Origin of the sequence: Radicibacter daui, assembly GCA_030657355.1 — a bacterium.
Classification (GTDB): domain Bacteria; phylum Pseudomonadota; class Alphaproteobacteria; order Radicibacterales; family Radicibacteraceae; genus Radicibacter; species Radicibacter daui.
In genome coordinates this window covers 1,417,630-1,439,777 of the sequence record CP131056.1, presented here as the reverse complement: position 1 = coordinate 1,439,777, position 22,148 = coordinate 1,417,630, and the positions used below count along the sequence as shown (strand labels likewise).

Annotated in this window: 20 protein-coding genes; 9 read left to right on the top strand and 11 right to left on the bottom strand. The window is 64.7% G+C overall.

The genetic code is table 11. The annotated features are described in order from the left end of the window. Positions 1-108 precede the first annotated feature (108 nt). Positions 109-1,005, top strand: coding sequence for a LysR family transcriptional regulator (locus QTL98_RS06770; RefSeq protein ID WP_445681459.1), 897 nt, complete (start codon positions 109-111; stop codon positions 1,003-1,005). A gap of 14 nt (positions 1,006-1,019) precedes the next feature. Here the strand turns inward: QTL98_RS06770 and QTL98_RS06765 are convergent, their stop codons facing one another. Next, positions 1,020-1,748 carry a hypothetical protein gene (locus tag QTL98_RS06765; protein ID WP_445681458.1) on the bottom strand — a complete coding sequence of 243 codons (729 nt, stop codon included), beginning with the start codon at positions 1,746-1,748 and terminating at the stop codon, positions 1,020-1,022. 424 nt (positions 1,749-2,172) lie between these two features. Between QTL98_RS06765 and QTL98_RS06760 the strand changes: the two genes are divergently transcribed. From QTL98_RS06760 to QTL98_RS06750, 3 genes are all read left to right on the top strand, one after another. Then, entirely contained in the window at positions 2,173-4,098 is a 1,926-nt protein-coding gene (locus QTL98_RS06760; RefSeq protein WP_445681457.1) for a potassium transporter Kup, read from the top strand. Between the two features lie 110 nt (positions 4,099-4,208). Beyond that, positions 4,209-5,549: a TldD/PmbA family protein gene (locus QTL98_RS06755; RefSeq protein ID WP_445681456.1), complete on the top strand. Its 1,341-nt coding sequence runs from the start codon at positions 4,209-4,211 to the stop codon at positions 5,547-5,549. Positions 5,550-5,596: 47 nt separating this feature from the next. Further along, the gene (locus QTL98_RS06750) at positions 5,597-6,220 is read left to right on the top strand and encodes a glutathione S-transferase family protein (protein ID WP_445681455.1); all 624 of its coding nucleotides are present in this window, start codon (positions 5,597-5,599) and stop codon (positions 6,218-6,220) included. Here the strand turns inward: QTL98_RS06750 and QTL98_RS06745 are convergent. Further along, a complete protein-coding gene (locus tag QTL98_RS06745; protein ID WP_445681454.1) occupies positions 6,217-7,128 on the bottom strand; it encodes a LysR family transcriptional regulator in 912 nt (303 codons plus the stop codon). The two genes, QTL98_RS06750 and QTL98_RS06745, sit on opposite strands and share 4 nt — an antisense overlap. A gap of 100 nt (positions 7,129-7,228) precedes the next feature. Between QTL98_RS06745 and QTL98_RS06740 the strand changes: the two genes are divergently transcribed. Next, on the top strand, positions 7,229-8,476 hold the full coding sequence (locus QTL98_RS06740; RefSeq protein WP_445681453.1) for an MFS transporter: 1,248 nt from the start codon (positions 7,229-7,231) through the stop codon (positions 8,474-8,476). Positions 8,477-8,574: 98 nt separating this feature from the next. Here the strand turns inward: QTL98_RS06740 and QTL98_RS06735 are convergent, their stop codons facing one another. The 4 genes from QTL98_RS06735 to QTL98_RS06720 all read right to left on the bottom strand — a co-directional run bounded on the left by QTL98_RS06735 (position 8,575) and on the right by QTL98_RS06720 (position 13,425). Then, on the bottom strand, positions 8,575-9,903 hold the full coding sequence (locus tag QTL98_RS06735; RefSeq protein ID WP_445681452.1) for a protoglobin domain-containing protein: 1,329 nt from the start codon (positions 9,901-9,903) through the stop codon (positions 8,575-8,577). A gap of 484 nt (positions 9,904-10,387) precedes the next feature. After that, the gene (locus tag QTL98_RS06730) at positions 10,388-11,236 is read right to left on the bottom strand and encodes an undecaprenyl-diphosphate phosphatase (RefSeq protein ID WP_445681451.1); all 849 of its coding nucleotides are present in this window, start codon (positions 11,234-11,236) and stop codon (positions 10,388-10,390) included. A gap of 127 nt (positions 11,237-11,363) precedes the next feature. Next, a complete protein-coding gene (locus QTL98_RS06725) occupies positions 11,364-12,092 on the bottom strand; it encodes an HAD family hydrolase (protein ID WP_445681450.1) in 729 nt (242 codons plus the stop codon). A gap of 112 nt (positions 12,093-12,204) precedes the next feature. Then, entirely contained in the window at positions 12,205-13,425 is a 1,221-nt protein-coding gene (locus QTL98_RS06720) for a multidrug effflux MFS transporter (RefSeq protein ID WP_445681449.1), read from the bottom strand. Between the two features lie 215 nt (positions 13,426-13,640). Between QTL98_RS06720 and QTL98_RS06715 the strand changes: the two genes are divergently transcribed. Further along, entirely contained in the window at positions 13,641-14,822 is a 1,182-nt protein-coding gene (locus QTL98_RS06715) for a pyridoxal phosphate-dependent aminotransferase (protein ID WP_445681448.1), read from the top strand. Between the two features lie 2 nt (positions 14,823-14,824). Here QTL98_RS06715 and cutA read toward each other — a convergent pair whose 3' ends face one another. Together cutA and QTL98_RS06705 are read right to left on the bottom strand one after the other, a co-directional pair. After that, positions 14,825-15,148 carry a divalent-cation tolerance protein CutA gene (gene cutA, locus QTL98_RS06710; protein WP_445681447.1) on the bottom strand — a complete coding sequence of 108 codons (324 nt, stop codon included), beginning with the start codon at positions 15,146-15,148 and terminating at the stop codon, positions 14,825-14,827. Between the two features lie 109 nt (positions 15,149-15,257). Then, positions 15,258-16,157 (bottom strand): cupin domain-containing protein, encoded by a 900-nt coding sequence (locus QTL98_RS06705; RefSeq protein ID WP_445681446.1) that lies wholly within the window; start codon positions 16,155-16,157, stop codon positions 15,258-15,260. Positions 16,158-16,347: 190 nt separating this feature from the next. Between QTL98_RS06705 and QTL98_RS06700 the strand changes: the two genes are divergently transcribed. Continuing rightward, positions 16,348-17,301: a phytanoyl-CoA dioxygenase family protein gene (locus QTL98_RS06700; protein ID WP_445682100.1), complete on the top strand. Its 954-nt coding sequence runs from the start codon at positions 16,348-16,350 to the stop codon at positions 17,299-17,301. A gap of 72 nt (positions 17,302-17,373) precedes the next feature. Here QTL98_RS06700 and QTL98_RS06695 read toward each other — a convergent pair whose 3' ends face one another. Then, positions 17,374-18,021 (bottom strand): TetR/AcrR family transcriptional regulator, encoded by a 648-nt coding sequence (locus QTL98_RS06695; protein ID WP_445681445.1) that lies wholly within the window; start codon positions 18,019-18,021, stop codon positions 17,374-17,376. Positions 18,022-18,201: 180 nt separating this feature from the next. Between QTL98_RS06695 and QTL98_RS06690 the strand changes: the two genes are divergently transcribed. Next, the gene (locus QTL98_RS06690; protein ID WP_445681444.1) at positions 18,202-18,774 is read left to right on the top strand and encodes a hydrolase; all 573 of its coding nucleotides are present in this window, start codon (positions 18,202-18,204) and stop codon (positions 18,772-18,774) included. 23 nt (positions 18,775-18,797) lie between these two features. Continuing rightward, the gene (locus QTL98_RS06685; RefSeq protein WP_445681443.1) at positions 18,798-19,871 is read left to right on the top strand and encodes an AbrB family protein; all 1,074 of its coding nucleotides are present in this window, start codon (positions 18,798-18,800) and stop codon (positions 19,869-19,871) included. Here QTL98_RS06685 and lpxK read toward each other — a convergent pair. Both lpxK and QTL98_RS06675 read right to left on the bottom strand, forming a co-directional pair. Continuing rightward, on the bottom strand, positions 19,868-20,860 hold the full coding sequence (gene lpxK, locus QTL98_RS06680; RefSeq protein WP_445681442.1) for a tetraacyldisaccharide 4'-kinase: 993 nt from the start codon (positions 20,858-20,860) through the stop codon (positions 19,868-19,870). The genes QTL98_RS06685 and lpxK overlap by 4 nt on opposite strands. Further along, positions 20,857-22,140 (bottom strand): 3-deoxy-D-manno-octulosonic acid transferase, encoded by a 1,284-nt coding sequence (locus QTL98_RS06675; protein ID WP_445681441.1) that lies wholly within the window; start codon positions 22,138-22,140, stop codon positions 20,857-20,859. The genes lpxK and QTL98_RS06675 overlap by 4 nt, the downstream gene beginning before the upstream one ends. Positions 22,141-22,148: the final 8 nt, after the last annotated feature.

Sequence of the window (22,148 nt, the reverse complement as noted above, 5' to 3'; positions counted from 1 at the left end):
AGCCGCCCCGCTGCCCCCGTTTTTTTGTAATTACCGCCGCAAGCGCCCTGCTAAGGTCTCAGCACCCTTCGCCGGCCCCTGCCGGCCCTTGCCCTGGCCTTAGCCCTCATGTCGGAAGTCAGCCTTACCCTTATCCAGACCTTCTATCTGGTTGCCCGCCACGGCTCCTATTCCGCGGCGGCACGGGAGCTGAACCTTACCTATCAGTCGGCGGCCAACCATGTGCGACGGCTGGAGCAGATCCTCAAGGATCGCCTGGTCGAGTCCGAGCAAGGCGCCAAACGCATTACGCTGACGCCGCGCGGACGCACGCTTTACAATCTGCTGCATCCCGAGCTGGACATCATGCTCGACCGGCTGTCGATCGTGGTGGAGAACCAGCGCGCGCTGGTGCGCATCGGCCTGCCGCAGGCGATTTTCTACTTTCTGTTTCCGCCGGTTCTCGGCGCCTTTCGCCAGCAGCACCCCGATGTCGAGATCGTGGCCTATGAGCGCGACACCGTGCTGGCCGAGCTGGTGAAGAACGGCAGCCTTGATGTCTGCATCAGCGAGCGGTTTTTCGGCGACCCGGTGGTGCCGCAGCGACTGCTCGGCACCTATGGCCTGTCGCTGGTTTATCCGGCGGGCTGGGGCGAACCGCCTGCTGCCGCCGATGTTCCCCGCTGGGCCGAGAACCGCCCGTTCGTGAGCTATGAGCCGGGGCAGACGCTGCGCAATCTGACGCTCGATTTCCTCAACCGCGAGGGTGGCAATATCCAGCCGGATATCGCCACCTCCGGCACATCAAGCGTGAAGCGCTGCGTCGAGGAAGGGTTGGGTTTTGCCATCATCCCCTCCTGGTGCGTGGCACCGGAGGACAGGACGCTGCGCCAGGTCTCGCTGGACCAGTTGCCCCGGGTGAAGGTCTATTTCGGAGAGTCGCAGTTCCTGCGCGAGAATGTGTACGTCAAGGCGCTCTACGAGCTCTTCCGCCAGCAGATCGCGGACAATCCGCTGTTCAGCTGATGCACCCGCCGGCCCTAGCCGGCAATGGCATCATCAAATCCCTGCTGGGCGGCGCTGCCGGCCTTGTCGCTCTTGCCGAAGAGGGTGAAGAGACGCGCCATCGTCGACGGTTTGGAGACATCGGCCGTACCCTTGTCCTGATCGTCGTCGTCATCCGAGCTGTCGACCTTGGCCAGCTGCTTCAGGCCGGAAATGCCGCCCTGAACCAGATCGTCGAGCGACATACCGTCCTTCTTCATCTCATCCTTGAGACCAAGCTTGTCCATCATGTCTTCGATATCGGCAAGTTTTGCCTGGTACTCGGCATTCAGTGAGTCGTACTTGTCCTGGTTGGCGGGAAGGCTGTCCTTCATGCCGTCCAGCTCGCGCTTCATCGACTGCGCTTCCTTGAGCGCCTTGCCCAGTTCGCGCAGCTTCGGCGGCAGGGCGTCGATCTCCATGATGGCCTTGAGCGAGATGGCGCCGTTTTCGTCGCGATAGGCGCGGAACGGGTCGGACGGCTGCTCGACCTTCAGGCCTCCACTGGCCGAAATCGTCTGCGCAGACTGCGTGTCATCCGTTGCGGCGGCAGAGGCCGCGCCGCTCAGCGAAATCACATCGCCCCCGACCATCGCGGTCCCGGCAACCTCGGAGGCCGCGTCCACCGCCTGATCCGCCGCAGCCTTGCTGCTGGCAGCCGACTTGACCGGCTGGATGGCCGACAAGGGCGAAAACGGAAGGGAAGCGAGATCGTTGAGGTTCATGGCCGGGTGGTCCTTTTTTGCCGGGTTGGCGCGCAAGGCGTACGCAAACAAGCAAGAAACAGACCAGAAATCCGGTCACCGGGCCGGAAAGGCACAAAAAAAGAGGCCGCATCGCCAAGGGGGAAAGGGATGCGGCCTTCTGAAGTCTGCTTGAGGGGAACTACCGGGCACCACCTGTTGTCCCGGTAAGACCTAATCTGGCGCATTTTTTCCCGGCGGCCAGTGAGCGAACTCACATTTTGTGGATTTTTGATCACACTTGCAAATTTTCTTCCCGGCGCCTCAAAAAACCGCATGGCGGAGCGTTTGGCTTCAGATGGCCCTTGCGACCATTCGCAATATGCCAGATCTGTTTATCCGTCGCGTCGGCGGTGCTAAAAGGCGCGGCACGCCACAATGGGGCGGAACAGCTAATAAGGTTTCCATGGCATCGCTGAACCAGTCCGCAGGCCTCCCCGAGGCCACTCTGGACGACAACGATTCCGGAACGAGCAAAGCAGGTTTCTGGACCCTCGCTCTGGGAAGCGTGGGCGTTGTTTATGGCGACATCGGCACCAGCCCGCTTTACGCGCTGCGCGAAGCGATGGTCACCGCCGCCTCTGACGGCTCGCTGGAGCGCATCGAGATCTTGGGCGTCCTGTCGCTCATCCTCTGGGCGCTGCTGCTCATCGTCACGCTCAAATACGTCATCATCCTGCTGCGCGCCGACAATAACGGCGAAGGCGGCACGCTCTCGCTGATGGCACTGGCGCGCAGCGCGCTTGGTCGCGGCGCCGGCATCATCTTTGCGCTCGGCGTTGCCGGCGCAGCGCTGTTTTACGGCGACGCCATCATCACCCCCGCCATCTCGGTCCTTTCCGCGGTCGAGGGTCTTGAGCTGGTGGCGCCGATGTTCACGCCCTATGTCATCCCGATCACGGTCGCCATCATCATCGGGCTTTTTGCCGTGCAGAGCAGCGGCACCCAGCGCATTGCCGTGTTCTTCGGCCCGATCACGGTGCTGTGGTTCATCGTCATTGCCGCTGCCGGCCTGCCGCACATCTTCCGGCATCCCGAGGTGCTGGGCGCGTTCAATCCCTATTATGCCTTCTATTATCTCGGCCATCATGGCTCCGGCGCGCTGGTGGCGCTCGGCACCGTGTTCCTGGCCGTCACGGGTGCCGAGGCGCTTTATGCCGACCTCGGGCATTTCGGCCGCAAGCCGATCCGCGTCGCCTGGCTCGGCCTCGTGCTGCCGGCGCTGATGCTCAACTATTTCGGCCAGGCCTCGCTGGTGCTGGACAACCCGGCCACCATCGAAAACCCGTTCTTCCTGATGGTGCCGAACTGGGCCCTGCTGCCGACAGTCATTCTGGCCACCATCGCCACCGTCATCGCCAGCCAGGCCGTCATCACCGGCGCCTATTCGCTGAGCCAGCAGGCAATCCAGCTCGGCCTCCTGCCGCGCATGGAAATCCGCCACACCTCGGCCGAGCAGCGCGGACAAATCTACATGCCGTCCGTCAACGGCATGCTGATGGTGGGCGTGCTGATCCTGGTGCTGGCGTTCGAGTCTTCCAACCGTCTTGCCTCGGCCTACGGCATTGCCGTGACGGCAACCATGGTGGTCACGGCGCTGATGGCCTTCATCGTCATCTGGAAGGTGTGGAAATGGCCGGTCTGGGCGGCAGCCCTGCTGATGGCGCCCTTCCTCGTCGTCGACCTTGCCTTCTTTGCCTCCAACCTCCTCAAGATCCTTGAGGGCGGCTGGGTGCCGCTGACCCTCGGCTTCTGCCTCATGGGCATCATGGTGTCGTGGACGCGCGGCGTGCGCAAACTGATGATCAAGACGCGCCGCTCGGAAGTGCCGCTTGCCGATCTGGTTGCCTCGCTGGAATCGCGCCCGCCGCACCAGGTGCAGGGCACGGCGATCTTCCTGACCGGCGACCCCGACTTTGCCCCGGCGGCGCTGCTGCATAATCTCAAGCACAACCGCATCCTGCATGAGCGTAACGTCATCATGACGGTGAGCTATGTGGACCAGCCGCGCGCCAAACCGACCGAGCGCTTCGAGCTGCTGCCGGTCTCCGACCATTTCGTGCGGGTGGCACTGCGCTTCGGCTACATGGAAACGCCGAATGTACCGCGCGCCCTTGCCCGCAATGCTCCCAAGATGGGCTGGAAGTTCGAAATCATGAACACTTCCTTCTTTCTGTCGCGGCGCTCGCTGCGCTCTTCGGCGGAAAGCGGCTTTGGCGAGCTGAGAGCCCGGCTCTTCATCACCCTTGCCCGCAATGCCGCGGATGCCACCGACTTCTTCCAGATTCCCGCCGGCCGAGTGATCGAGGTGGGAACCCAGATCAGCTTCTGATGCCATCCCGTCCAGCCCGGCAGGGCTGGACCCCGCCCCCGGATGGCCCCATCTAGAAGGGGCGCGGGCTTTCATGGCCCGCCGCCCGCTCTTTTGAGGAAAGCCTTTTCATGTCCGACGCCACGCTCTCGCTGCTCTCCGACCTGATCGACCGCGCCCTCAAGGCCGGCGCCGACAGTGCCGATGCCGTGGCGGCGGAAAGTGCCTCGCTCTCCATCGCCTGCCGCATGGGCGAGAGCGAGCATGTCGAGCGCAGCGAAGCACAGGATCTGGGCCTGCGTGTCTTCATCGGCCAGCGCGCCGCCATCGTCTCCTCCTCCGACCGCTCGCCGGAAGCGCTCGGCACCCTCGTCGAGCGCGCCGTCGCCATGGCGCGCCTAGTACCGGAAGACAAGTTTGCCGGCCTTGCCGAAGCCAGCCAGGTAGCTCCCGGCCCCTATGCCAATCTGGAAACGGTGGATACCGCAGAGCCGGATGCCGAGGCGCTGATTGCCGCCGCACGCGCAGCCGAAGCAGCAGCCCTTGCGGTGCCCGGCGTCACCAATTCCGAAGGGGCGGATGCCAGCTGGGGCCGCAGCCAGGCCATCATTGTGGCCTCCAATGGCTTCCGGAACGTGATTGCCAATTCGCGCCGCAGCCTTTCCGTCTCAGTCATCGCCGGTGAGGGCACCGGCATGGAGACGGACTACGATCACGCCAGCGCCGTTTTTGCCGGCGACCTGCCCTCCCCGGAATCCATCGGCCGCAGCGCGGGCGAGCGCACCGTGCGCCGCCTGAAGCCGCGCAAGATCCCGACCGGCCGTTTCCCCGTCATCTACGATCCGCGCGTGGCGCGCGGGCTGCTGGGCCATCTGGCGGGCGCCATCACCGGCTCCGCCATCGCGCGCGGCACCTCCTTCCTCAAGGACAAGCTGGGCCAGCAGGTGCTGCCGGCGGGCATCAATGTCATCGACGATCCGCTGCGCCTGCGCGGCCTGCGCTCGCGCGCCGTGGACGGCGAAGGCATTGCCACCAGCCGCCGCGCCATCGTGGACGAGGGCGTACTCACCACCTGGCTCATGGATTTGCGCTCCGCCCGCCAGCTTGGCCTTGCCAGCACCGGCCATGCCAGCCGCGGCGTCTCCTCCCCGCCCTCGCCGGGCACCAGCAATTTCTATATGGAAGCCGGCACGCTCTCGCCGGAAGAGATGATTGCCGACGTCGGCACCGGCTTTTATGTCACCGGCCTGATGGGTCAGGGCATAAACATGGTGACGGGCGATTACAGCCGCGGCGCCAGCGGTTTCTGGATCGAAAAAGGCGAGATCGCCTACCCGGTCAATGAAGCGACCGTGGCTGGCAACCTCACGCACATGTTCCTGAACCTGACGGCGGCCAGCGACCTTGAATTCAAGTTCGGCACCGACGCCCCGACCCTGCGCATCGACGGCATGATGGTTTCAGGCGGCTAAAAAGCCGTCCGGCCACAACAAAGACAAGGCGAGGAGCCCGGGACATCATGCTCAAGGTTTACGGCCAGCCCAATTCCATCAACGTCCGCAAGGTCCTCTGGGCTTGCGAGGAGATCGGCATCGGGTTCGAGCGTGAGGATTGGGGCGGCACCACCCGCCCCACCGCCGATCCCGTCTTCAAGGCGCTAAACCCGTTCTCGCTGATACCGGTCATTGATGATGGCGGGGTCGTCCTGCGCGAATCCAATGCGATCGTGCGGTATCTGGCAGCCAGCCGTGAGCGGTCGGATCTCCTGCCGGCCGATCCGGTCCAGCGTGCGAGGATCGAAGCCTGGATGGACTGGCAGGGTTCCGACGTTTCAAGCGCCTGCCGTTATGTGTTCCTGGGACTGCTGCGCAACCGCGCCGACTGCCAGGACCCTGCCCAGCTCGAAGCGTCCGATCAGGCTTTTACACGGCTGATGGCCCTCGCGGACCAGGAACTCGCCAGCAGTGGCGGGTATATAGCGGGCCCGGCTTTCACTGCGGCAGATATTTGCGTGGGGCTCAGCGTGCGGCGGTGGTTTGCCATCCCGCGACCGCGCGCCGACCTGCCGAACATCAAGCGCTACTATGACCTGCTGAACGAGCGGCCGGGCTTTCAGAAGTACGGCAGCGGCTTTGCCAGCTAGGACTGCTGGCCGCTGGCCTCGCGGACCACAGAGCGGGCAACCGTAGCAAAATTGAGCGCCAGCTTCGGCGGGCGCTGGCTGCGATAGGCGACGACCAGTTCAAGCTGCGGCGTCGGCTCCTGGATCTGCCGGTAGGTGATGCCGGCAACGCTCAACTGACGCATCGATTGCGGCACCAGTGCCACCCCCAATTCCGCCGACACCAGTGTAAGGATGGAGGCGATATGCGGTGCCGGCTGACCGGCGATGGGCTCGAACCCGGCCCCGCGGCAAGCCTTGAGCGTCGCGTCATTCAGGCTGACGCCAACGGAGCGCGGCGTCAGGATAAAGGGCGTATCGGCCAGCATTGCCAGATCGAGCGGCCCCTGACCGCCGGCCTGTGGATGGGCTGAGGGCAGCGCTGCCACCAGCGGCTCATGCGCCAGCAGCTGCATATGGATATCCGGCGGGTCGGAATCCGAGGGGCGCAGGATGGCCATATCCAGCTGCCCGTCCTGCAGATTGGCCAGCAGGGCAAGGGCATTGCCCTCCTCCAGCTTCAGCTCCACCTCGGGATAGGCCCGGCGGAAGGCCTTGATGCTGGCGGGGACGATGGCGTTGACGATGGCGGAGCCGGTGAAACCGAGGCTGAGGCTGCCTGTCTCGCCCTTTGCCGCCCGGCGCGCAGCGAGCGCCGCGCCTGCCGCCTGCGCCGGCATGGCCTCCACCTGCTCCAGAAAAGCCTGCCCCGCCTCCGTCAACTGCGCCCCATGGGGCAGACGATAGAAAAGCTGAGCGCCCACTTCCGCCTCCAGATCGCGGATCTGCAGGCTGAGCGGCGGCTGGCCGATGCCGAGGCGGGCAGCGGCCCGGGTGAAGTTGCCTTCCTCTGCCACGGCGAGGAAGTAGCGGATGTGCCGGAGTTCCATTGGTATTTATTTTTTATATCAAGAAAGCCAGAACCATATATTAGACAGATATGGCGGGCGCGCCTAGCTCTGGTCTTGAGGATTCAAGGACCCAAAGACCATGACTGCGCCACTTGCTTCCGCCGGGACCGCCCCGGCTTTTCCCATCTCCAATCCGGCTCCCGCTCCCCGATGGATCGAGCGCGGCAGCGCGGAATACCGGCAGGCCGGTATCGCGCTGTTTCTGGTGGGATATGCCAATTTCTCGCTGATCTACTGTGTGCAGCCGATGCTGCCGGCCTTTGCCCGCAGCTTCGGCGTTACTCCGGCGGAAAGCTCACTCGCCCTGTCGCTGACGACCGGCTTCCTCGCCTTCTCCATCCTGCTCTCCGGCCCGCTGTCGCAGGCGTTTGGCCGCCGCGGGCTCATGTTCTTTGCCATGGCGCTCGGCGCCCTGCTCAACATTGCTGCCGGGCTTACTCCATGGTGGCACGGCCTGCTGCTGGCGCGGGCTGCGGAAGGCCTGCTGCTGGGGGCCGTACCCTCCACCGCCATTACCTATCTGTCTGAAGAGATCGACCCGAAACATCTGGGCCGCACGGTCGGGCTCTATGTCGCCGGCACGGCATTCGGCGCCATGATGGGCCGGGTGGGCATGGGTTTTCTCACCGAGTTTGCCAACTGGCAGACGGCGCTGATCGTCATCGGCGTGCTCGGTCTTGCGGCGGCTGCCGGCTATATCGTGCTGCTGCCCCCGCAGCGGAATTTCAGCGCCGAGCGCGGCTTCCGGCCCGGCTGGCATCTGGCGGTCTGGCGCGGCCATCTGTTCAACAGCCGCCTGATCCGGCTCTATGCCATCGGCTTCCTCCTCACCAGCATCTTCGTCACGCTCTTCAACTACGCCACCTTCCGCCTTGCCGGCGCGCCCTACAGCCTTGGCGACGGCACGATCAGCCTCATCTTTCTGACCTATGGCTTCGGCATCGTTTCCTCGTCGGTTGCCGGCAGCCTTGTCGGGCGGCATGGCCGGCGCCGGATGCTGCTGACCAGCTTCCTGGTCATGCTGACCGGCATCCTCGCCACGCTTGCCTCCCCTATCGCCGTCATCATTCTGGGCGTTGCGCTGGTAACCACCGGCCTCTTTATCGGCCACACCACCGTCGGCGGCTCGGTCGGTCCGCTTGCCGGCACCACCAAGGGGCATGCCGCATCGCTCTACCTGTTCTTCTATTACATGGGCTCCAGCATCACGGGCTCGGCCGGCGGCTGGTTCTGGCAGCATGGCGGCTGGACGGCGATTACCGCGCTCACAGGGGCTCTTGCCCTGGCCGGCCTCGTACTGGCAGCCGGCGAGCCCCGCCGTTCCTGATCACCTGAGACCATCCAGGCAAAAGAAAAGGCCCGGCGGGAGTCTTCTCCCTGCCGGGCCTTTGGCTGGCGCTTCCCCCCGGAAGCTGGCTGCCAGCGTTAGCCGGCCCGCGAGCGCACAGTGTCGAGGAACTCCCGCGCCCGTGAGCGCAGTGCCTTGACCTCTTCGCGCAGGCTGTTGGAGACCTCAAGCGCTTCCTGCATCACCTGCTTGGTCTGGTAGGCGCCGTCGGAGACGGTGCGCACGACGTCGGAAACAACGGAGGAGCCCTGCGCGGCCTGGGCAATGGAGCGGCTGATGTCACGCGTGACCGAGGTCTGCTCCGTCACCGCGCCGGAGATGGTGGCCGATGCTTCGCGCACCCGTTCGATGGAGGTGCCGATCTCGCGGATCGCCGCCACCGTCTCACCCACCACTTCCCTGATCTTGTGCACCTGGGCGGAAATGGTCTCGGTCGCCGTCTGCGTCTGCATGCTGAGGCTCTTCACCTCGCTTGCCACAACGGCAAAGCCCTTGCCCGCCTCTCCGGCACGCGCAGCCTCGATAGTGGCGTTAAGGGCGAGCAGGCGTGTTTGCGAAGCGATGGTGTCAATCAGCCCCAGCACGTCGCCGATACGCTCGGTTTCCTCGGCCAGGCCATCCACGGTGCCGTTGGTACGGGTCGCAAGATCGGAAGACTGGCCGGCAAAACTTGCGGCCCGGTCCACCTGCTGCGCCACCTCGGCAAAGGAGGCCGACAGCTGTTCCGCCGCGCTTGCCACCGCCTCGACATTGCGGGCCGCATCTTCGGAGGCGCCGGCGGCTTCGGTCGTCTGGGTTGCCGCGTCCGTCGCATTTTCCAGCACCGTCTGCGAGACGGTTTGCAGCTTGTCGCAATTGCCGTCGATGGCTTCGACCGAGCGGCCGAGGCGGGCATCGAACTGGTCAGCCAGATCGGAGAGGCGCTTGTTGAAGGCCGCCTGCTGCTGATCGAGGTAAACGGAGATGGTAAGTTCGGTATCGAGCATCACCGCACGGGTCACCGCATCCAGATGACGCGTCAGCGATTTGCGGGCCGCCCCGTTGCTCTCGGCATTGTCGATCAGCACACGCTGCAGGTCGGCGAGGATGCGCGCATAACCGGACACATACCATTGCGGGGTCAGGCCGATGCGATTGTGCACATTGGCAATGGTGTTGACGGAGTCTTCGTAATCCTTGTCGAAGCGGCCCGAGAGCAGGCGCTTCCAGTGACCGACCTGATGCTGCTTGGCCCGGTTCAGCCGCTCCGATGAGGTGAACATCGCGGCAAGCTGCGGCGTGGCCTGCACAAAGCCATAAAAGCGATCCAGCACCCAGTCGATGCGACGCTCGATGATCGGGAGCAGCTCTGCCAGTGCGGCCTGCACCGGCGCATCGATACCAAAAGACCCCAGACGTTCCCGCATCTTCACCCCCGGCATAATCAGGTATGTTTCAATTACCGAAAGTATGCCTACGCATCATTAGTGAACAAACTAGTTTTTTAGTTATTTTTCCCATATGGCGGCAGTCAAACGGCTTCAGAAACACACGCATGTACTCGTTATAAGTGTAAGATTGCCGGCCAGCCAATCTCACAACAACGCAAGCGCTCTAGCGGCATACTTGTCAGTCATCGCCTGATCGTCACTTTGCGCTGTATGCATAAATTCTTAGCCATTCCAGCACTCTGGAAGACGTCAAGTTTTGTTAAGCTTTGCAAGCCAACAAATGGACCGGCGCGAGAATCCCGAAGTTAACTTTTGGCAGTGGCGCAATTGAGGCAAGCATAAGCCCTAAGTTATTATTTCACTTATGGCGTCAATTCATCACACAAGCCGGCATCAACCTGCCGTTTTTTGCGGCTTGTTCAACGCCGCCCACCGACGGCGGACTGAGCCCGAAACAGCCTCAGTACACGAGCCAGGAAAGATAGAGGATGCCGCCAATCGTGCAGTAACAGGCAAAGGGCATCAGGGTGCGGGCCCTGAAATAGCGGGTGAGAAATTGAATCGCGAGGAAGGCCGAGAAGGCCGCTGCCGCAGCGCCGGCCAGCGCCGGACCAAGGCCGGCGGCGCCCTGCAGGAAAAGCCCCGGCAGCTTCAGCACGGCAGCGGCCAGAATGATGGGTGTCGCCAGCAGGAAGGCATAACGCAGCGCATTTTCGTGATTGAGGCCGGTCAGCAGACCGCCAGCCATGGAAATGCCGGTGCGGGAAAAACCCGGGATAAGGGCCAGGCACTGGGCAAGCCCGATGAGCACCGCTTGCCGCCATGTAAGGGCAGCAAGACGCCGGTCATCAGGCTCACCTTCCGCCTCGTCAGGCTTGCGCATCCGCTCGGTCAGATAGAGCACAAGACCGTTGAGGGCGAGCGCGATGGCAACGATGGCCGGCGCGGCAAACAAGAGCTCGATCTTCTTTTGCAGGGCAAGACCGATCAGCCCCGCCGGCACGGTGCTGACGAGGAGCAGCCAGATCAGTCTTTCCTGCGTATCGCCGGGCGCAAGACGGCCGCGCCGCACGCTGCGGAAGAGGCCCATCAGCAGATTGAGCCAGTCACGCCAGAAGAACCCCAGCAGCACCAGTGCGGTTGCCAGATGAGTCAGGACAAGGAAAGAGAGGAAGGCGCCGTGCGTCTGGTCGATCTGCCAGCCGGCAAGCGGCGGCAGCAATACGCTGTGGCCAAGGCTCGATATGGGGAAAAGCTCGCTCACCCCTTGCAGGAGCCCAAGGATGATCGCCTGAAAATAGGTCAGCATGGGGGTCCCCTCCGCCCGGAATGACGCCGGCTTGTCGCCGGCCCCTTCCTATCAGGCATAAGGGCGAGGGCAAGACCAAAGCAGGATCCCGGAAGGGCCCCTGCGTCGTCTGGCCGCAAGCGATAGCCTAGCGGCTTGCCTTTCGCGGCGCCCGGGCGGGGTCAATACCCTCCAGAAGCCCGTGAAGATGCACGATCTCTTCCAGAGAGTGGAAGCGCGGCGCACCTTGGGGCGGGTCGACGATTTCCAGCGCCCAGGTGAGCGGATGCGGGATATGCACCCCCCAGCTGCCGGCTTCGAGCGCCGGGATCACGTCGGATTTCAGCGAATTGCCAACCATCATGCTGCGCTCCGCCCCGTCCCCATGGCGGGCAAAGGCGCGCTCATAGGTGTCGCGCTTCTTGTCGCTGACAATCTCCACCGCATCGAACAGATCGCCGAGGCCGGAGCGCGCCAGCTTCTGCTCCTGATCCAGCAGATCGCCCTTGGTGATAAGGACGAGCCGGTAGTCATCCGCCAGCGCTTCCAGCGTCTCGCGCACGCCCGGCAGCGTCTCCACCGGAAAGCTCGGCATCTCGCGCCCCAGCTCCAGCAGGTCGCGTACCACGCTGGTCGGCACCTTGCCCTCCGTCACCTCGATCGCGGTCTCGATCATGGAAAGGACAAAACCCTTCCAGCCGAAGCCGTAGAACTTGATGGTGCGCCGCTCCGTCTCCAGCAACCGCTCGGTGAGGTTGCTGGTGTCGACATGGGGGGAGAGAATCTCGGCAAACCGCTCTTCGGTCAGGCGAAAAACCCGCTCGGTGTGCCAGAGCGTGTCGTCGGCATCAAAGCCGATGGTGGTGAGCGTGCGCATGGGGCAGAGCCTTCAAAAACCTTCGGGCCCGCCAGAGCGGCAGGGCAAGGCGGGCCTGGTTACCCTAACGCCAGGCCCGGCACCTTGCCCACGCATAGTTTATGCACGCCGTTCAGGCCCGCGCGGGCGCCGGCTCTTTCTGCTCAAGGCGCAGCTGGGCGAGGTAGAAGACACCGGAAAGCGCCATCATCGCTACCATGACGATGCTCATCGTCAGTGCCGGATGGCCCAGCGGAGCGAAGGCCGCCACCAGCGCCGAAGAGAGCGAGCCCAGCACCATCTGGATACAGCGCATCAGGCCCGAGGCAGCACCCGCCGCATGGGGCAGGGGTTGGAGGGCTTCATGCGTGGAATTGGGCGCGCCGACGCCATAGCTGAAGATGGTGAGGAAGATCAGCGGCATCAGGGTCGGTGCCGTTTCCAGATTGAAGAAGCAGAGCAGGAAGGCGGCCACCACGGCCAGCAACTGCGCCAGCTGGCTGATATTGAGGATGCGATGGCTATGAACATTGCGGCGGCTGAAATAGCCGCTGACGATCGACCCAAGCATGACGCCAAAGGAACAGCAGGCGAAGATGAGGGAGAACACATGGGCCGACAGGCCGAAGGAGCCCATGATTACCGCCGATGAGGTGGAGACATAGGCGAACATGCCGGCAAAGCTGAAGGCATAGACCAGCGTGTAATTGATGAAGCTGCGGTTGCCGAGCACCATCCGGTAGGTGCCGAGCAGCTGGCGCGGATGCAGCGGACGCCGCCGCTCCTCCGGCAAGGTCTCGGAGAAACCGAGCACGACGGCGACAAGGATGACAAGCGCCAGCGAGGCCTGCGTCGCATAGATGATCCGCCAGCTGGCAAAGCTCATAACCCAGGAGCCGAGCGCCGGGGCCACCAGCGGTGAAATGCCGAGCACGGTGGTGATGTGGGCAATGCGGGTACGGGCCTGAAAACCCTCGAACACGTCACGCACGACGGCCATCGGCATGGTGACGCAGGCACCGGCAGCCATGCCCTGCAGCAGGCGCAGAACCAGCAGCACACCGAAACTGGGCGCCAGCGCACAAAGCCCGGCAGCGGCGGCAAACATGATGAGCCCGACGATCACCGTCGGCCGCCGGCCATACCGGTCGGAGATCGGCCCGCACACGGACGGGGCAAGGGCGAAACCGGCAAGGAAAAGGCTGAGTGTCAGCGCGCCCCGCCCGACAGCATCGGTAAACTCCCCTTCCAGCGCCGGGATACCGGGCAGACCCATGTCGATCGAGATGGACGGCAATGCTGAAAGCGCCCCCAGCAACAGCGTGAAGGCGAAGGATTGCGGTTTCAGTCTCATCAGGAAGTCCCGGCTTTCTGTCTTCTATAATGGTGATAGGCCCCGCCCCGCAGGCCCACAACCAGCCCTCTGCGCATAGGCGTCCCCCGGCCGGATCATGGCACTTGCGGCAAGATTGCGAGGATACCCTCACTTTCACCACCGGGACGGTTGTACCTTCCTTCACCTCACGCTATCGCTTGCATCAGCCCCTTACTTCGGACACCTGCCCCGCTATGACCTATCCCGCCGTGGCCCGCGACAGCGTACGCGCCCTCTCCTCCTCCCGCATCCGGGATGTCGCCAATGCCGCCATGGGACGGGCCGATGTGCTGCCCTTCTGGTTCGGCGAGAGCGAGCAGTCGACGCCGGATTTCGTGCGCAAGGCGGCCGAGGCGTCCCTCCAGCGCGGCGAGACCTTCTACAGCCAGAATCTGGGCCAGCCCGCCCTGCGGCAGGCGATTGCCGACTATCTCACCGCCCTGCATGGCCGCCCCTTCGACATGGAGCGGGTTGGTGTTACCGGCTCGGGCCTGCAGGCGCTGATGCTGGCGGCACAGCTGGTGCTGGAGCCCGGTGACCGGGTGGTGGCGGTAACGCCGATCTGGCCGAACCTTGTCGAGATCCCGCGCATTCTGGGCGCCACTGTAGAGCGCGTGCCGCTCGGCATCACCGGCGGGCGCTGGCAGCTGGATGCCGACCGGCTGATCGCGGCGCTGACACCGGACACCCGGCTGCTGATCCTCAACTCCCCCGGCAACCCCACCGGCTGGGTGATTGACCGCGAGACGCAGAAGGCGGTTTTCGAGCATTGCCGCCGCCATGGCATCTGGGTGCTGGCGGATGATGTCTATGAGCGGCTTGTCTATGAGGCGGGGCAGAAATCCGCCCCCTCCTTCCTGACGCTGGCGGAGCCGGAAGACCGGGTCATCAGCGCCAACAGCTTTTCCAAGGCCTGGAGCATGACCGGCTGGCGCGTCGGCTGGCTGACCGTGCCGCCGAGCCTTTCCGCCGACCTTACCAAGCTCGTCGAGTTCAACACCTCCTGCGTGCCGCAGTTCGTGCAGGCGGGAGCGCTGGCCGCCATCACCGGCGGCGAAACTTACGTGAAGCAGCAGGCGGGCGAACTGACGGCGGCACGTGATCGCCTGTTCGGCGCCCTGCGCGCGCTGCCCGGTGTTGAACTGCCGGAGGCGACTGGCGCCATGTACGCGTTCTTCCGCATAACCGGGTTTGATGACTGCATGATGCTGGCGCGCGCGCTTATCAGCGAAACCGGGCTCGGCCTTGCGCCCGGCAGCGCCTTTGGCCCGGAAGGCGAAGGCTGGCTGCGCTGGTGTTATGCGGCAAGCCCGGCCAAGCTGAACGAGGGTATCGAGCGCCTGTCGCGCTTTGTTGCCAAACGCATCGCCGCCTGAGATCAGGCCGAAAGCGTCTCTTCCAGCACCCAGTCACGATAGTCCGCCGTTACCGCCACCACCGGGGTGGCGATGATGGCGGGCACCTCATAGGGATGCTCGGCACGGATGGCCGCAGACAGCCGGTCAAACAAGGTGGCACGCGTTTTCAGCATCACCGAAAACTCGCGGTCGCGCACCAGCTCACCTTCCCAGCGATAGACGCTGGTGATGCCGGGCACGATGTTGGCGCAGGCCGCGAGGCGGGCCTCCACAGCGGCATTGGCGATGGCCAGCGCGATGTCGTTATCAGGACAGGTGACCCAAACCTCGATCAGCTCGCTCATGACCTATCGGCGCTCCAGAAGCCGGCCCAAACGCCTGCCAAATCCTGAGCGCTGACGGTAAATCTTTAGGCAGCTTCTGACAACATAACCACCCGGAGTAGGACGGCCTTCAGGCGGCAGCGGCCTGCCGTCCCGCCCGCCGCACCGGCAGGGCGAAACTGCGCCGGAACTCGCGCGGCGTCATGCCCTTCAGGGCACGGAACTGCCGGTTGAAATGCGAGAGATTGCTGTAGCCCGCCTCATCCGCCACATGGGCGACCGGAAGCTGGCCGTTGATCAGCAAGGCGCAGGCCCGGCCGATGCGCAGCTGCGCCAGATAGTCGGAGACGGTAAGGCTGGTGTGGCGCCGGAACAGGCGATGAAAGCCAGAGATGCTGAGGCAGGCGATACCGGCCAGATCCGCGATCGTTACCTCGTCGCGGTAATGAGCATGCAAATGGTCCAGCACGCGCGAGATGCGGTCGCGGTCCGGCGAGGCTGCCGCCATCGCATCGGCCGCCGGGCTTGCCAGCGGCTCATATTCGCCGCGGCGGGCAAGGCGGCTCAAAATCTCGATCAGGCGGATGACGCGGCTTGGCGGGTCAAGCCCCGGCAGGCTTTCCACCAGCGGGCGCACATCGGCCGCGGAAGCGGCGGAGAAGACAAGGCCGCGGCCGGAGGCTGCCAGCATCGGCTCCATCGCCTTCAGCTCCGTAAGAGTTCCCGTCAGTGGCCGGGCCCAGTCGGGCGTGAACCACATGACAAGGGCGATATGCGGGTGCGCCGGATCGATGCGCTCGGCCGAGCACCAGGTGTGCGGCAGGTTGGGGCCGAGCAGTACCAGATCGCCGTCGTCATAACGGCCGATATGGTCGCCGATATAACGCTGGCCCCGGCTGTTGAGCGTCAGCGTCAGCTCGAATTCCGGATGGTAGTGCCACTGGAACGGAATCTCGTCGTCAAGGCGCCGGTTAAGCAGCGTCCAGCTCTGATCCTCGGCAATGCTGACCGTTTCGCGATAAGGGCGCATGACTGCTCAAATTAATGCGATGATCCACCAGAAGCGGATCAGAAACGCCAGAATAGTACCAGTTTTGGCAAGGCGATGGCAACATGGCCTTCTCCGCCCGGCCTATCTTCCTTTCATCAACCGATGCGGTTCCACCGGACGCCGGCTGGGGCGTGGGAGCCGCAAGATGCAAAAGGAAGAGGAAACCTCCATGGCTGCCGTCGAGAAATTTGCCGCTGTCGATCCCGGGCACACCCAGGCCAAGGGCTTCGACACGCAGCTCAAGGACATCAAGAAGGCGCTGCCGCTGCGCGTCATGACGCCGGAAGACTGGCTGCACTGGATTACCCGCGGTTACGTGGTCATCCGCAATGCGGTGCCGCGCGAGAATGTGGAGCGCATGGTGGCCCTGCTGTGGCGCTTCCAGGAGATGAACCCGAACGATCCGGCCACCTGGTCCCGCCCGCAGCTGCGCGACCACAAGATGAAGGAACTGAACAACAGCGGCATGGTGGAGATCTATAACCACCAGTATCTGTGGGATAACCGGCAGGAGCAGCGGCTCTACGACGCCTTCGTCGACATCTGGGACCGCGAGGATCTGTGGGTTTCCATCGACCGCGCCAATCTCAACACCCCCAATCGCGATGCCCGCAGCTTCAACGGCTTCATCCACTGGGATGTCGACACCTCGGTCCGTCCGCTGCCCATCGGCGTGCAGGGCGTGCTGTCGCTGGTCGATACCGACAGCGAGACCGGCGGTTTCCAGTGCGTGCCGTCGCTGTTCTCGGGCTTCGACGAATGGGAAAAGACGCAAGGCCCGGACCGTAACCCGCGGGCACCGAACCCCGAGGGGCTGGATATCGTCAATGTGCCGATGAAGGCCGGCGACATGCTGATCTTCAACAGCCTGCTTGCCCACGGCATCCGCCCCAACCGCTCCGAAGACCGGGTGCGCATGGCGCAGTACATCTCCATGGCCCCGGCCAATGAAGGCGACAACGCCGAACGGCAGGACCGTATCGCCTGCTGGCGTGACCAGGAGCCGCCCAAGCGCGGCGCCTTCCCCGGCGACCCGCGCGAGTGGGAAAAGCACAATGCCGAACGGGCCCGGCTGACGCCGCTTGGTGAAAAGCTGCTGGGCCTCAAGAGCTGGCAGGACTGATCCCGCACGGGACGCAGCAAGAGCCAGAAGACAAAGACCCTTTGCCGCTGAGGCGAAGGGTCTTTTCTCTTTTCAGCAGGCCGCCAGAACCGAAAGGCGGGCAACGAGAAACACACGGGCACCGGCGCGCATTTCCTCAAGCACGCTGGACCGTTCTGCAAGATCAGCCTCGGCATCGAGCGTGGCGGCTGATTTCATCAGTGTGAGATAGGCAATCGCCAGCGGCCGCAGCCTTGCGGCGGGGGCTTTGGGGCAATTGAGCGCCAGGATTGCGGTCACCCGCTCGCGCAGCTCCGCCTTCAGCACAAGCGCACTTTCCGGCCCGCCATGCGCCACTTCCATCAGCGCCAGCGCGACCGTGCGCTCTGCCTTGAGCGAGACGAGCGCCGCCATCAGCTGGTCGGACAGCGTTTCCACCGTCAGGCCGGGCGCCGCCGCCGCAATCTTGTCCATGACCTGCCAGAGGCTGACGCCATAGCGCTCCAGCAGTGCGCCGGCGAGCAGGTCCTTGTTGGCGAAGAACTGGTAGAGCGAGCCGATGGGCGCTTTGGCGCGCTGCGCAATCTCCGTCATCGTCGCGGCATCGAAGCCCTTTTCGGCAAACACCGCCTGTGCCGCCTCCAGGAGCGAGGCCACGCGAAGGCGCCCGCGCTCGCGCCGGGGGGCCTTGGCCACCTGAACGCTTGCCGCCTTGCGCACCCGTGCCGGTTTTGCCGCCACCGGTGCGTCATCCGGTGCCGTTGACTTTTGTGAGGATTCCCTCATATTTTCTTTTTGTGAGCTATTCCTCATATTTTTATCTTTATCCGCTATAGCCTGTCCACCTCAAGGCCGCTGCTGCACCGGCTCCCACTTGCCCGGTGCAACCGCAACGGCCCGTCTTTGCCGGAGCCGCCGGAAATGATCCAGCTCGACCCACGCCACTCTGCCCTTGTTCTCATCGATCTGCAAAACGGCATCCTCGGCATGCCCACTCTCGCGCCGCACAGCGCCGTGGAGGTGGAAGCGCGGGGCAAGGCCCTGGCTGAGCGTTTCCGTGCTGCCGGCGCGCCGGTTTTCCTCGTCCATGTCGGCTTCGGGCCGGACTTCGCCGTGGCGCCGCCTGCCACTGTCGACGCGCCGATGCAACGCCCGGCCGGCGGCCTGCCGGCCGGCTGGAGCGACTTTGCCGCCGGAGTACAGCAGCCGGGCGACATCCCGATCCTGAAGCGCCAATGGGGCGCCTTTTATGGCACGGAGCTGGACCTGCAATTGCGCCGGCGCGGTATCACCACCCTCGTACTCGGTGGCATCGCTACCAATTTCGGCGTCGAGTCAACCGCTCGCTCTGCATGGGAGCATGGCTATCAGGTGGTACTTGCCGAAGACGCCACCACCAGCGTATCCGCAGAGATGCATGAGTTTGCCGTGACCAAAATCTTCCCGCGCATCTCGCGGATTGCCAGTTCGGACACGATCTCTTTCGCCAGCTAAGCCTTTCAGGACCAGCCCGCCCCATGCCGCTACCGACAGACCCGATAGCCCGCCTGCCCAAGCCGACACAATGGCTCCTGCTGGTGATCCTGTCGGGTCTGTTCGTGCCGGCGCTACAGGCGGTGCACATGCCGGCAGCCCTGCTGCTGGGCCCGATGATCGCGGCGATCCTGATGGGGCTGGGCGGCACCAGCGTACGCGTGCCGCGCACGCCCTATTACGGCGCCCAGGCGATTATCGGCATCATGATCGCCGGTGTGATCGAACCTTCGATCCTCGGCACCCTGATGAAAGACGGCCCGCTCTTTATTGGCGCCGTGGTCGCCACGGTGACGATGAGCAGCTTCATCGGCTATCTGCTCAGCCGCTGGCGCATCCTGCCCGGCACTGCCGGTGTCTGGGGGTCGGCCCCGGGCGCCGCCAGTGCCATGGTGGTGATGGCGGAAGCCTTCGGCGCCGACGTGCGGCTTGTGGCCTTCATGCTCTATATGCGCGTCGTCTGTGTCGCGCTCTTTGCCGCAATCATCTCGCGCCTGTGGGTGGATACCAGCGGGGCGAGTGTCGATATCGTCTGGTTTCCCCCCGTCGACTGGCAGAATTTTGCCATCACCGTCGCTCTGGCGCTCGCCTGCGCCTGGGTGGGACGCAAATTGCGCCTGCCTTCCGGTGCCATGCTGATGCCGATGATTGTCGGCATCGTGCTGCATGTCAGCGGCGTGCTGACGGTGGAACTGCCGGAATGGCTGCTCGGCCTCGTCTACGCCGCGCTTGGCTGGAATATCGGCCTTGGCTTCAACCGCAAGATCCTGGCACAGGCAGCCCGAGCGCTGCCTCAGATCCTGCTTTCCATCGGTGTGCTGATCGCCTTTTGCGGCGGCCTTGCTTTCCTGATGGTCAAGTTCGTCGGGGTCAATCCGCTGACGGCCTATCTCGCCACCAGCCCCGGCGGCATGGATTCCATCGCCATCATCGCGGCCTCCACCAGCAATGTGGATCTGCCCTTTGTCATGGCCCTGCAAACGGCACGTTTCCTGATCGTGATGCTGGCAGGCCCGCCCGTTGCCCGCTTCGTCGCCCGGCGCGTGGGCAGCCCCTAGGACGCTGCGGCGAGCAGCCGGTCCAGCAATTGATCCAGCCGCTCCGGCTCAGCCCAGCTGACCTCGACGCCCACCTCCACCACATCCAGCCGCTGGCGGGCGCTGAGGCGGGCGCCATCCTTGGTGGTGGTAACCAGCATGGCATCCAGCGACTGCGCCTCGCGTACCAGCCGGTCCAGCATCTGCGGGGCAATGGGCTCATGGTCGCCAAAGCTGCGCACGCGCACCAGCTCGGCCCCCATGGCCTTCAGCGTGGCATAGAATTTTTCCGGCCGTCCGATGCCGGCAAAGGCCATTACCCGGCGGCCAGCAAGCGCGTACCGCATCGCCTCGACCGGCTGCAAGCTTGCGCCAAGCACCGGTATTTCGGGCGCGATCACCTCAACGCTGGCGGCGACATGGCGCTCGTCCGCCCCCATCACCACCACGGCTGATGCCCGTGCAAGGCCGGCGTCGATGGGCTCGCGCAGCGGACCGGCCGGGATCACCCGCCCGTTGCCGAACCCGGCCCCGCCATCGACGACGACCAGCGACAGGTCCTTGCGCAGGCCCGGATTCTGAAACCCGTCATCAAGGATGATCAGCCCCGCCCCGGCCTCAACAGCGGCCCGCGCGGCAGCCGCCCGGTCACGCCCGATCCAGACCGGCGCGCTCGCGGCCAGCAACAATGGCTCGTCTCCGACCTCACCCGCGCCATGCCGGGCAGGATCAACCCTGAGCGGCCCCTCAAGGCTACCACCATAACCCCGCGAGACGACATGTGCGGCGACACCGCGAGCAGACAGTCGGGCGACCAGCGACTGGACGACCGGCGTCTTGCCGGTGCCACCCGCCGAAAGGTTTCCGACACAGATAACCGGCACCGGCGGCGAGAAATCCGTCGCCCGCGCCACGTGCCTTGCCGTTGCCGCAGCGTAAAGGGCGGCTAGCGGAGTCAGCAGGGTCGCGAGGGTGCCCGCAGGCTGCTGCCAGAAGCCCGGCGCCTTCACCGCGCCCCTCCGGCGATGCCGGCGCGGGCAAAAAGCGGCGCCAGCGCCTGCATCACCCGGTCCGCCGTACCGCGATGCACTTCCACCGCATTGCGGGCGCAGGAGACGAGGCGCTCGCGGGCTGCCGGGTCAACCAGCAGGCCATCGACTTTGGCCGCCAGATCGCCGGCATCCGCGACGGCCAGCAGGCCGCCTGCGGCCTCCAGCTCTGCCGTTACCTCGGCAAAATTATAGCGGCTGGGCCCGAACAGGATGGCGGAGCCCAGAAGCGCCGGCTCGATCGGGTTTTGCCCGCCGCGCGGCGCGAAGGAACCGCCGATGAAGCTCACCGGCGCCCAGCGATAGAGCGTGCCCATCTCGCCAAGCGTATCGGCGATATAGAGCGCCCCCGAAGGCTCCTCCCCCAGGCTGCGCCGTGCAGCGGCGATGCCGCGCCCGGCGGCCATGGCGGCAATATCCTCGCCGCGCTGCGGGTGGCGCGGGCAGAGCACGGTCAGCAAGCCGGGAATGCTGCCGGCAAGCTGCTCATGCGCATCCAGCAGCGGCCCGTCTTCTTCCGGGTGGAAACTCGCGGCAAGCCAGATCGGCCGGCCCAATGTCAGCGAGCGCAGGCGCGCCAGCTCATCCTCATCCACCGGCGGCGGGACGGCCGAATATTTGAGATTGCCGGTGTTCTGCACCTCGGCCATGCCGAGGGCGGAATACCGCTCCGCCTCCGCCCTACCCTGCGCCAGACAAAGCGAGAAGGTGGACAGCAGCCGGCGAATGGTACCGGAGACCCACTGCCAGCGCTCGAAGGAGCGGGCGGAAAGGCGCGCATTGACAAGCGCCGCCGGAATGCCGCGTTCGGCAAGCCCCGCCAGCATGTTGGGCCAGAGATCGCTCTCCAGCCACAAGGCAAGATCGGGGCGCCAGTGATCGAGAAAACTCGCGACCCAGCCCGGACGGTCCACCGGGATATACTGGTGCAGGGCGCGGGGCGGCAGCCGGCGCGCCATGACAGCCGCCGAGGTAACCGTGCCGGTCGTAACCAGCACCTGCACCTCGGGCAGCAGCACCAGCCGCTCGATCAGGCTGAGGGCGGAGACCGCCTCCCCCACGCTGGCGCCGTGCACCCAGACCAGTTTGCCGGCAGGACGCGGCGCCCCGGCGATGCCGCGACGCTCGCCGGCGCGCCTGCCATCTTCCTTGCCGCGCTGCTCACGCCGCTTGAGGTACCAGTCGATGACCGGTCCGCCTGCCGCCGTTGCACCACGATAAAGCCGGTAGAGCATGGACATCGGCACCG

Bases quoted from the DNA above. Each gene is read 5' to 3' on its own strand.
- QTL98_RS06770 (WP_445681459.1), top strand. From the start codon at position 109: ATGTCGGAAGTCAGCCTTACCCTTATCCAGACCTTCTATCTGGTTGCC.
- QTL98_RS06765 (WP_445681458.1), bottom strand. From the start codon at position 1,748: ATGAACCTCAACGATCTCGCTTCCCTTCCGTTTTCGCCCTTGTCGGCC.
- QTL98_RS06760 (WP_445681457.1), top strand. From the start codon at position 2,173: ATGGCATCGCTGAACCAGTCCGCAGGCCTCCCCGAGGCCACTCTGGAC.
- QTL98_RS06755 (WP_445681456.1), top strand. From the start codon at position 4,209: ATGTCCGACGCCACGCTCTCGCTGCTCTCCGACCTGATCGACCGCGCC.
- QTL98_RS06750 (WP_445681455.1), top strand. From the start codon at position 5,597: ATGCTCAAGGTTTACGGCCAGCCCAATTCCATCAACGTCCGCAAGGTC.
- QTL98_RS06745 (WP_445681454.1), bottom strand. From the start codon at position 7,128: ATGGAACTCCGGCACATCCGCTACTTCCTCGCCGTGGCAGAGGAAGGC.
- QTL98_RS06740 (WP_445681453.1), top strand. From the start codon at position 7,229: ATGACTGCGCCACTTGCTTCCGCCGGGACCGCCCCGGCTTTTCCCATC.
- QTL98_RS06735 (WP_445681452.1), bottom strand. From the start codon at position 9,903: ATGCGGGAACGTCTGGGGTCTTTTGGTATCGATGCGCCGGTGCAGGCC.
- QTL98_RS06730 (WP_445681451.1), bottom strand. From the start codon at position 11,236: ATGCTGACCTATTTTCAGGCGATCATCCTTGGGCTCCTGCAAGGGGTG.
- QTL98_RS06725 (WP_445681450.1), bottom strand. From the start codon at position 12,092: ATGCGCACGCTCACCACCATCGGCTTTGATGCCGACGACACGCTCTGG.
- QTL98_RS06720 (WP_445681449.1), bottom strand. From the start codon at position 13,425: ATGAGACTGAAACCGCAATCCTTCGCCTTCACGCTGTTGCTGGGGGCG.
- QTL98_RS06715 (WP_445681448.1), top strand. From the start codon at position 13,641: ATGACCTATCCCGCCGTGGCCCGCGACAGCGTACGCGCCCTCTCCTCC.
- cutA (WP_445681447.1), bottom strand. From the start codon at position 15,148: ATGAGCGAGCTGATCGAGGTTTGGGTCACCTGTCCTGATAACGACATC.
- QTL98_RS06705 (WP_445681446.1), bottom strand. From the start codon at position 16,157: ATGCGCCCTTATCGCGAAACGGTCAGCATTGCCGAGGATCAGAGCTGG.
- QTL98_RS06700 (WP_445682100.1), top strand. From the start codon at position 16,348: ATGGCTGCCGTCGAGAAATTTGCCGCTGTCGATCCCGGGCACACCCAG.
- QTL98_RS06690 (WP_445681444.1), top strand. From the start codon at position 18,202: ATGATCCAGCTCGACCCACGCCACTCTGCCCTTGTTCTCATCGATCTG.
- QTL98_RS06685 (WP_445681443.1), top strand. From the start codon at position 18,798: ATGCCGCTACCGACAGACCCGATAGCCCGCCTGCCCAAGCCGACACAA.
- QTL98_RS06675 (WP_445681441.1), bottom strand. From the start codon at position 22,140: ATGTCCATGCTCTACCGGCTTTATCGTGGTGCAACGGCGGCAGGCGGA.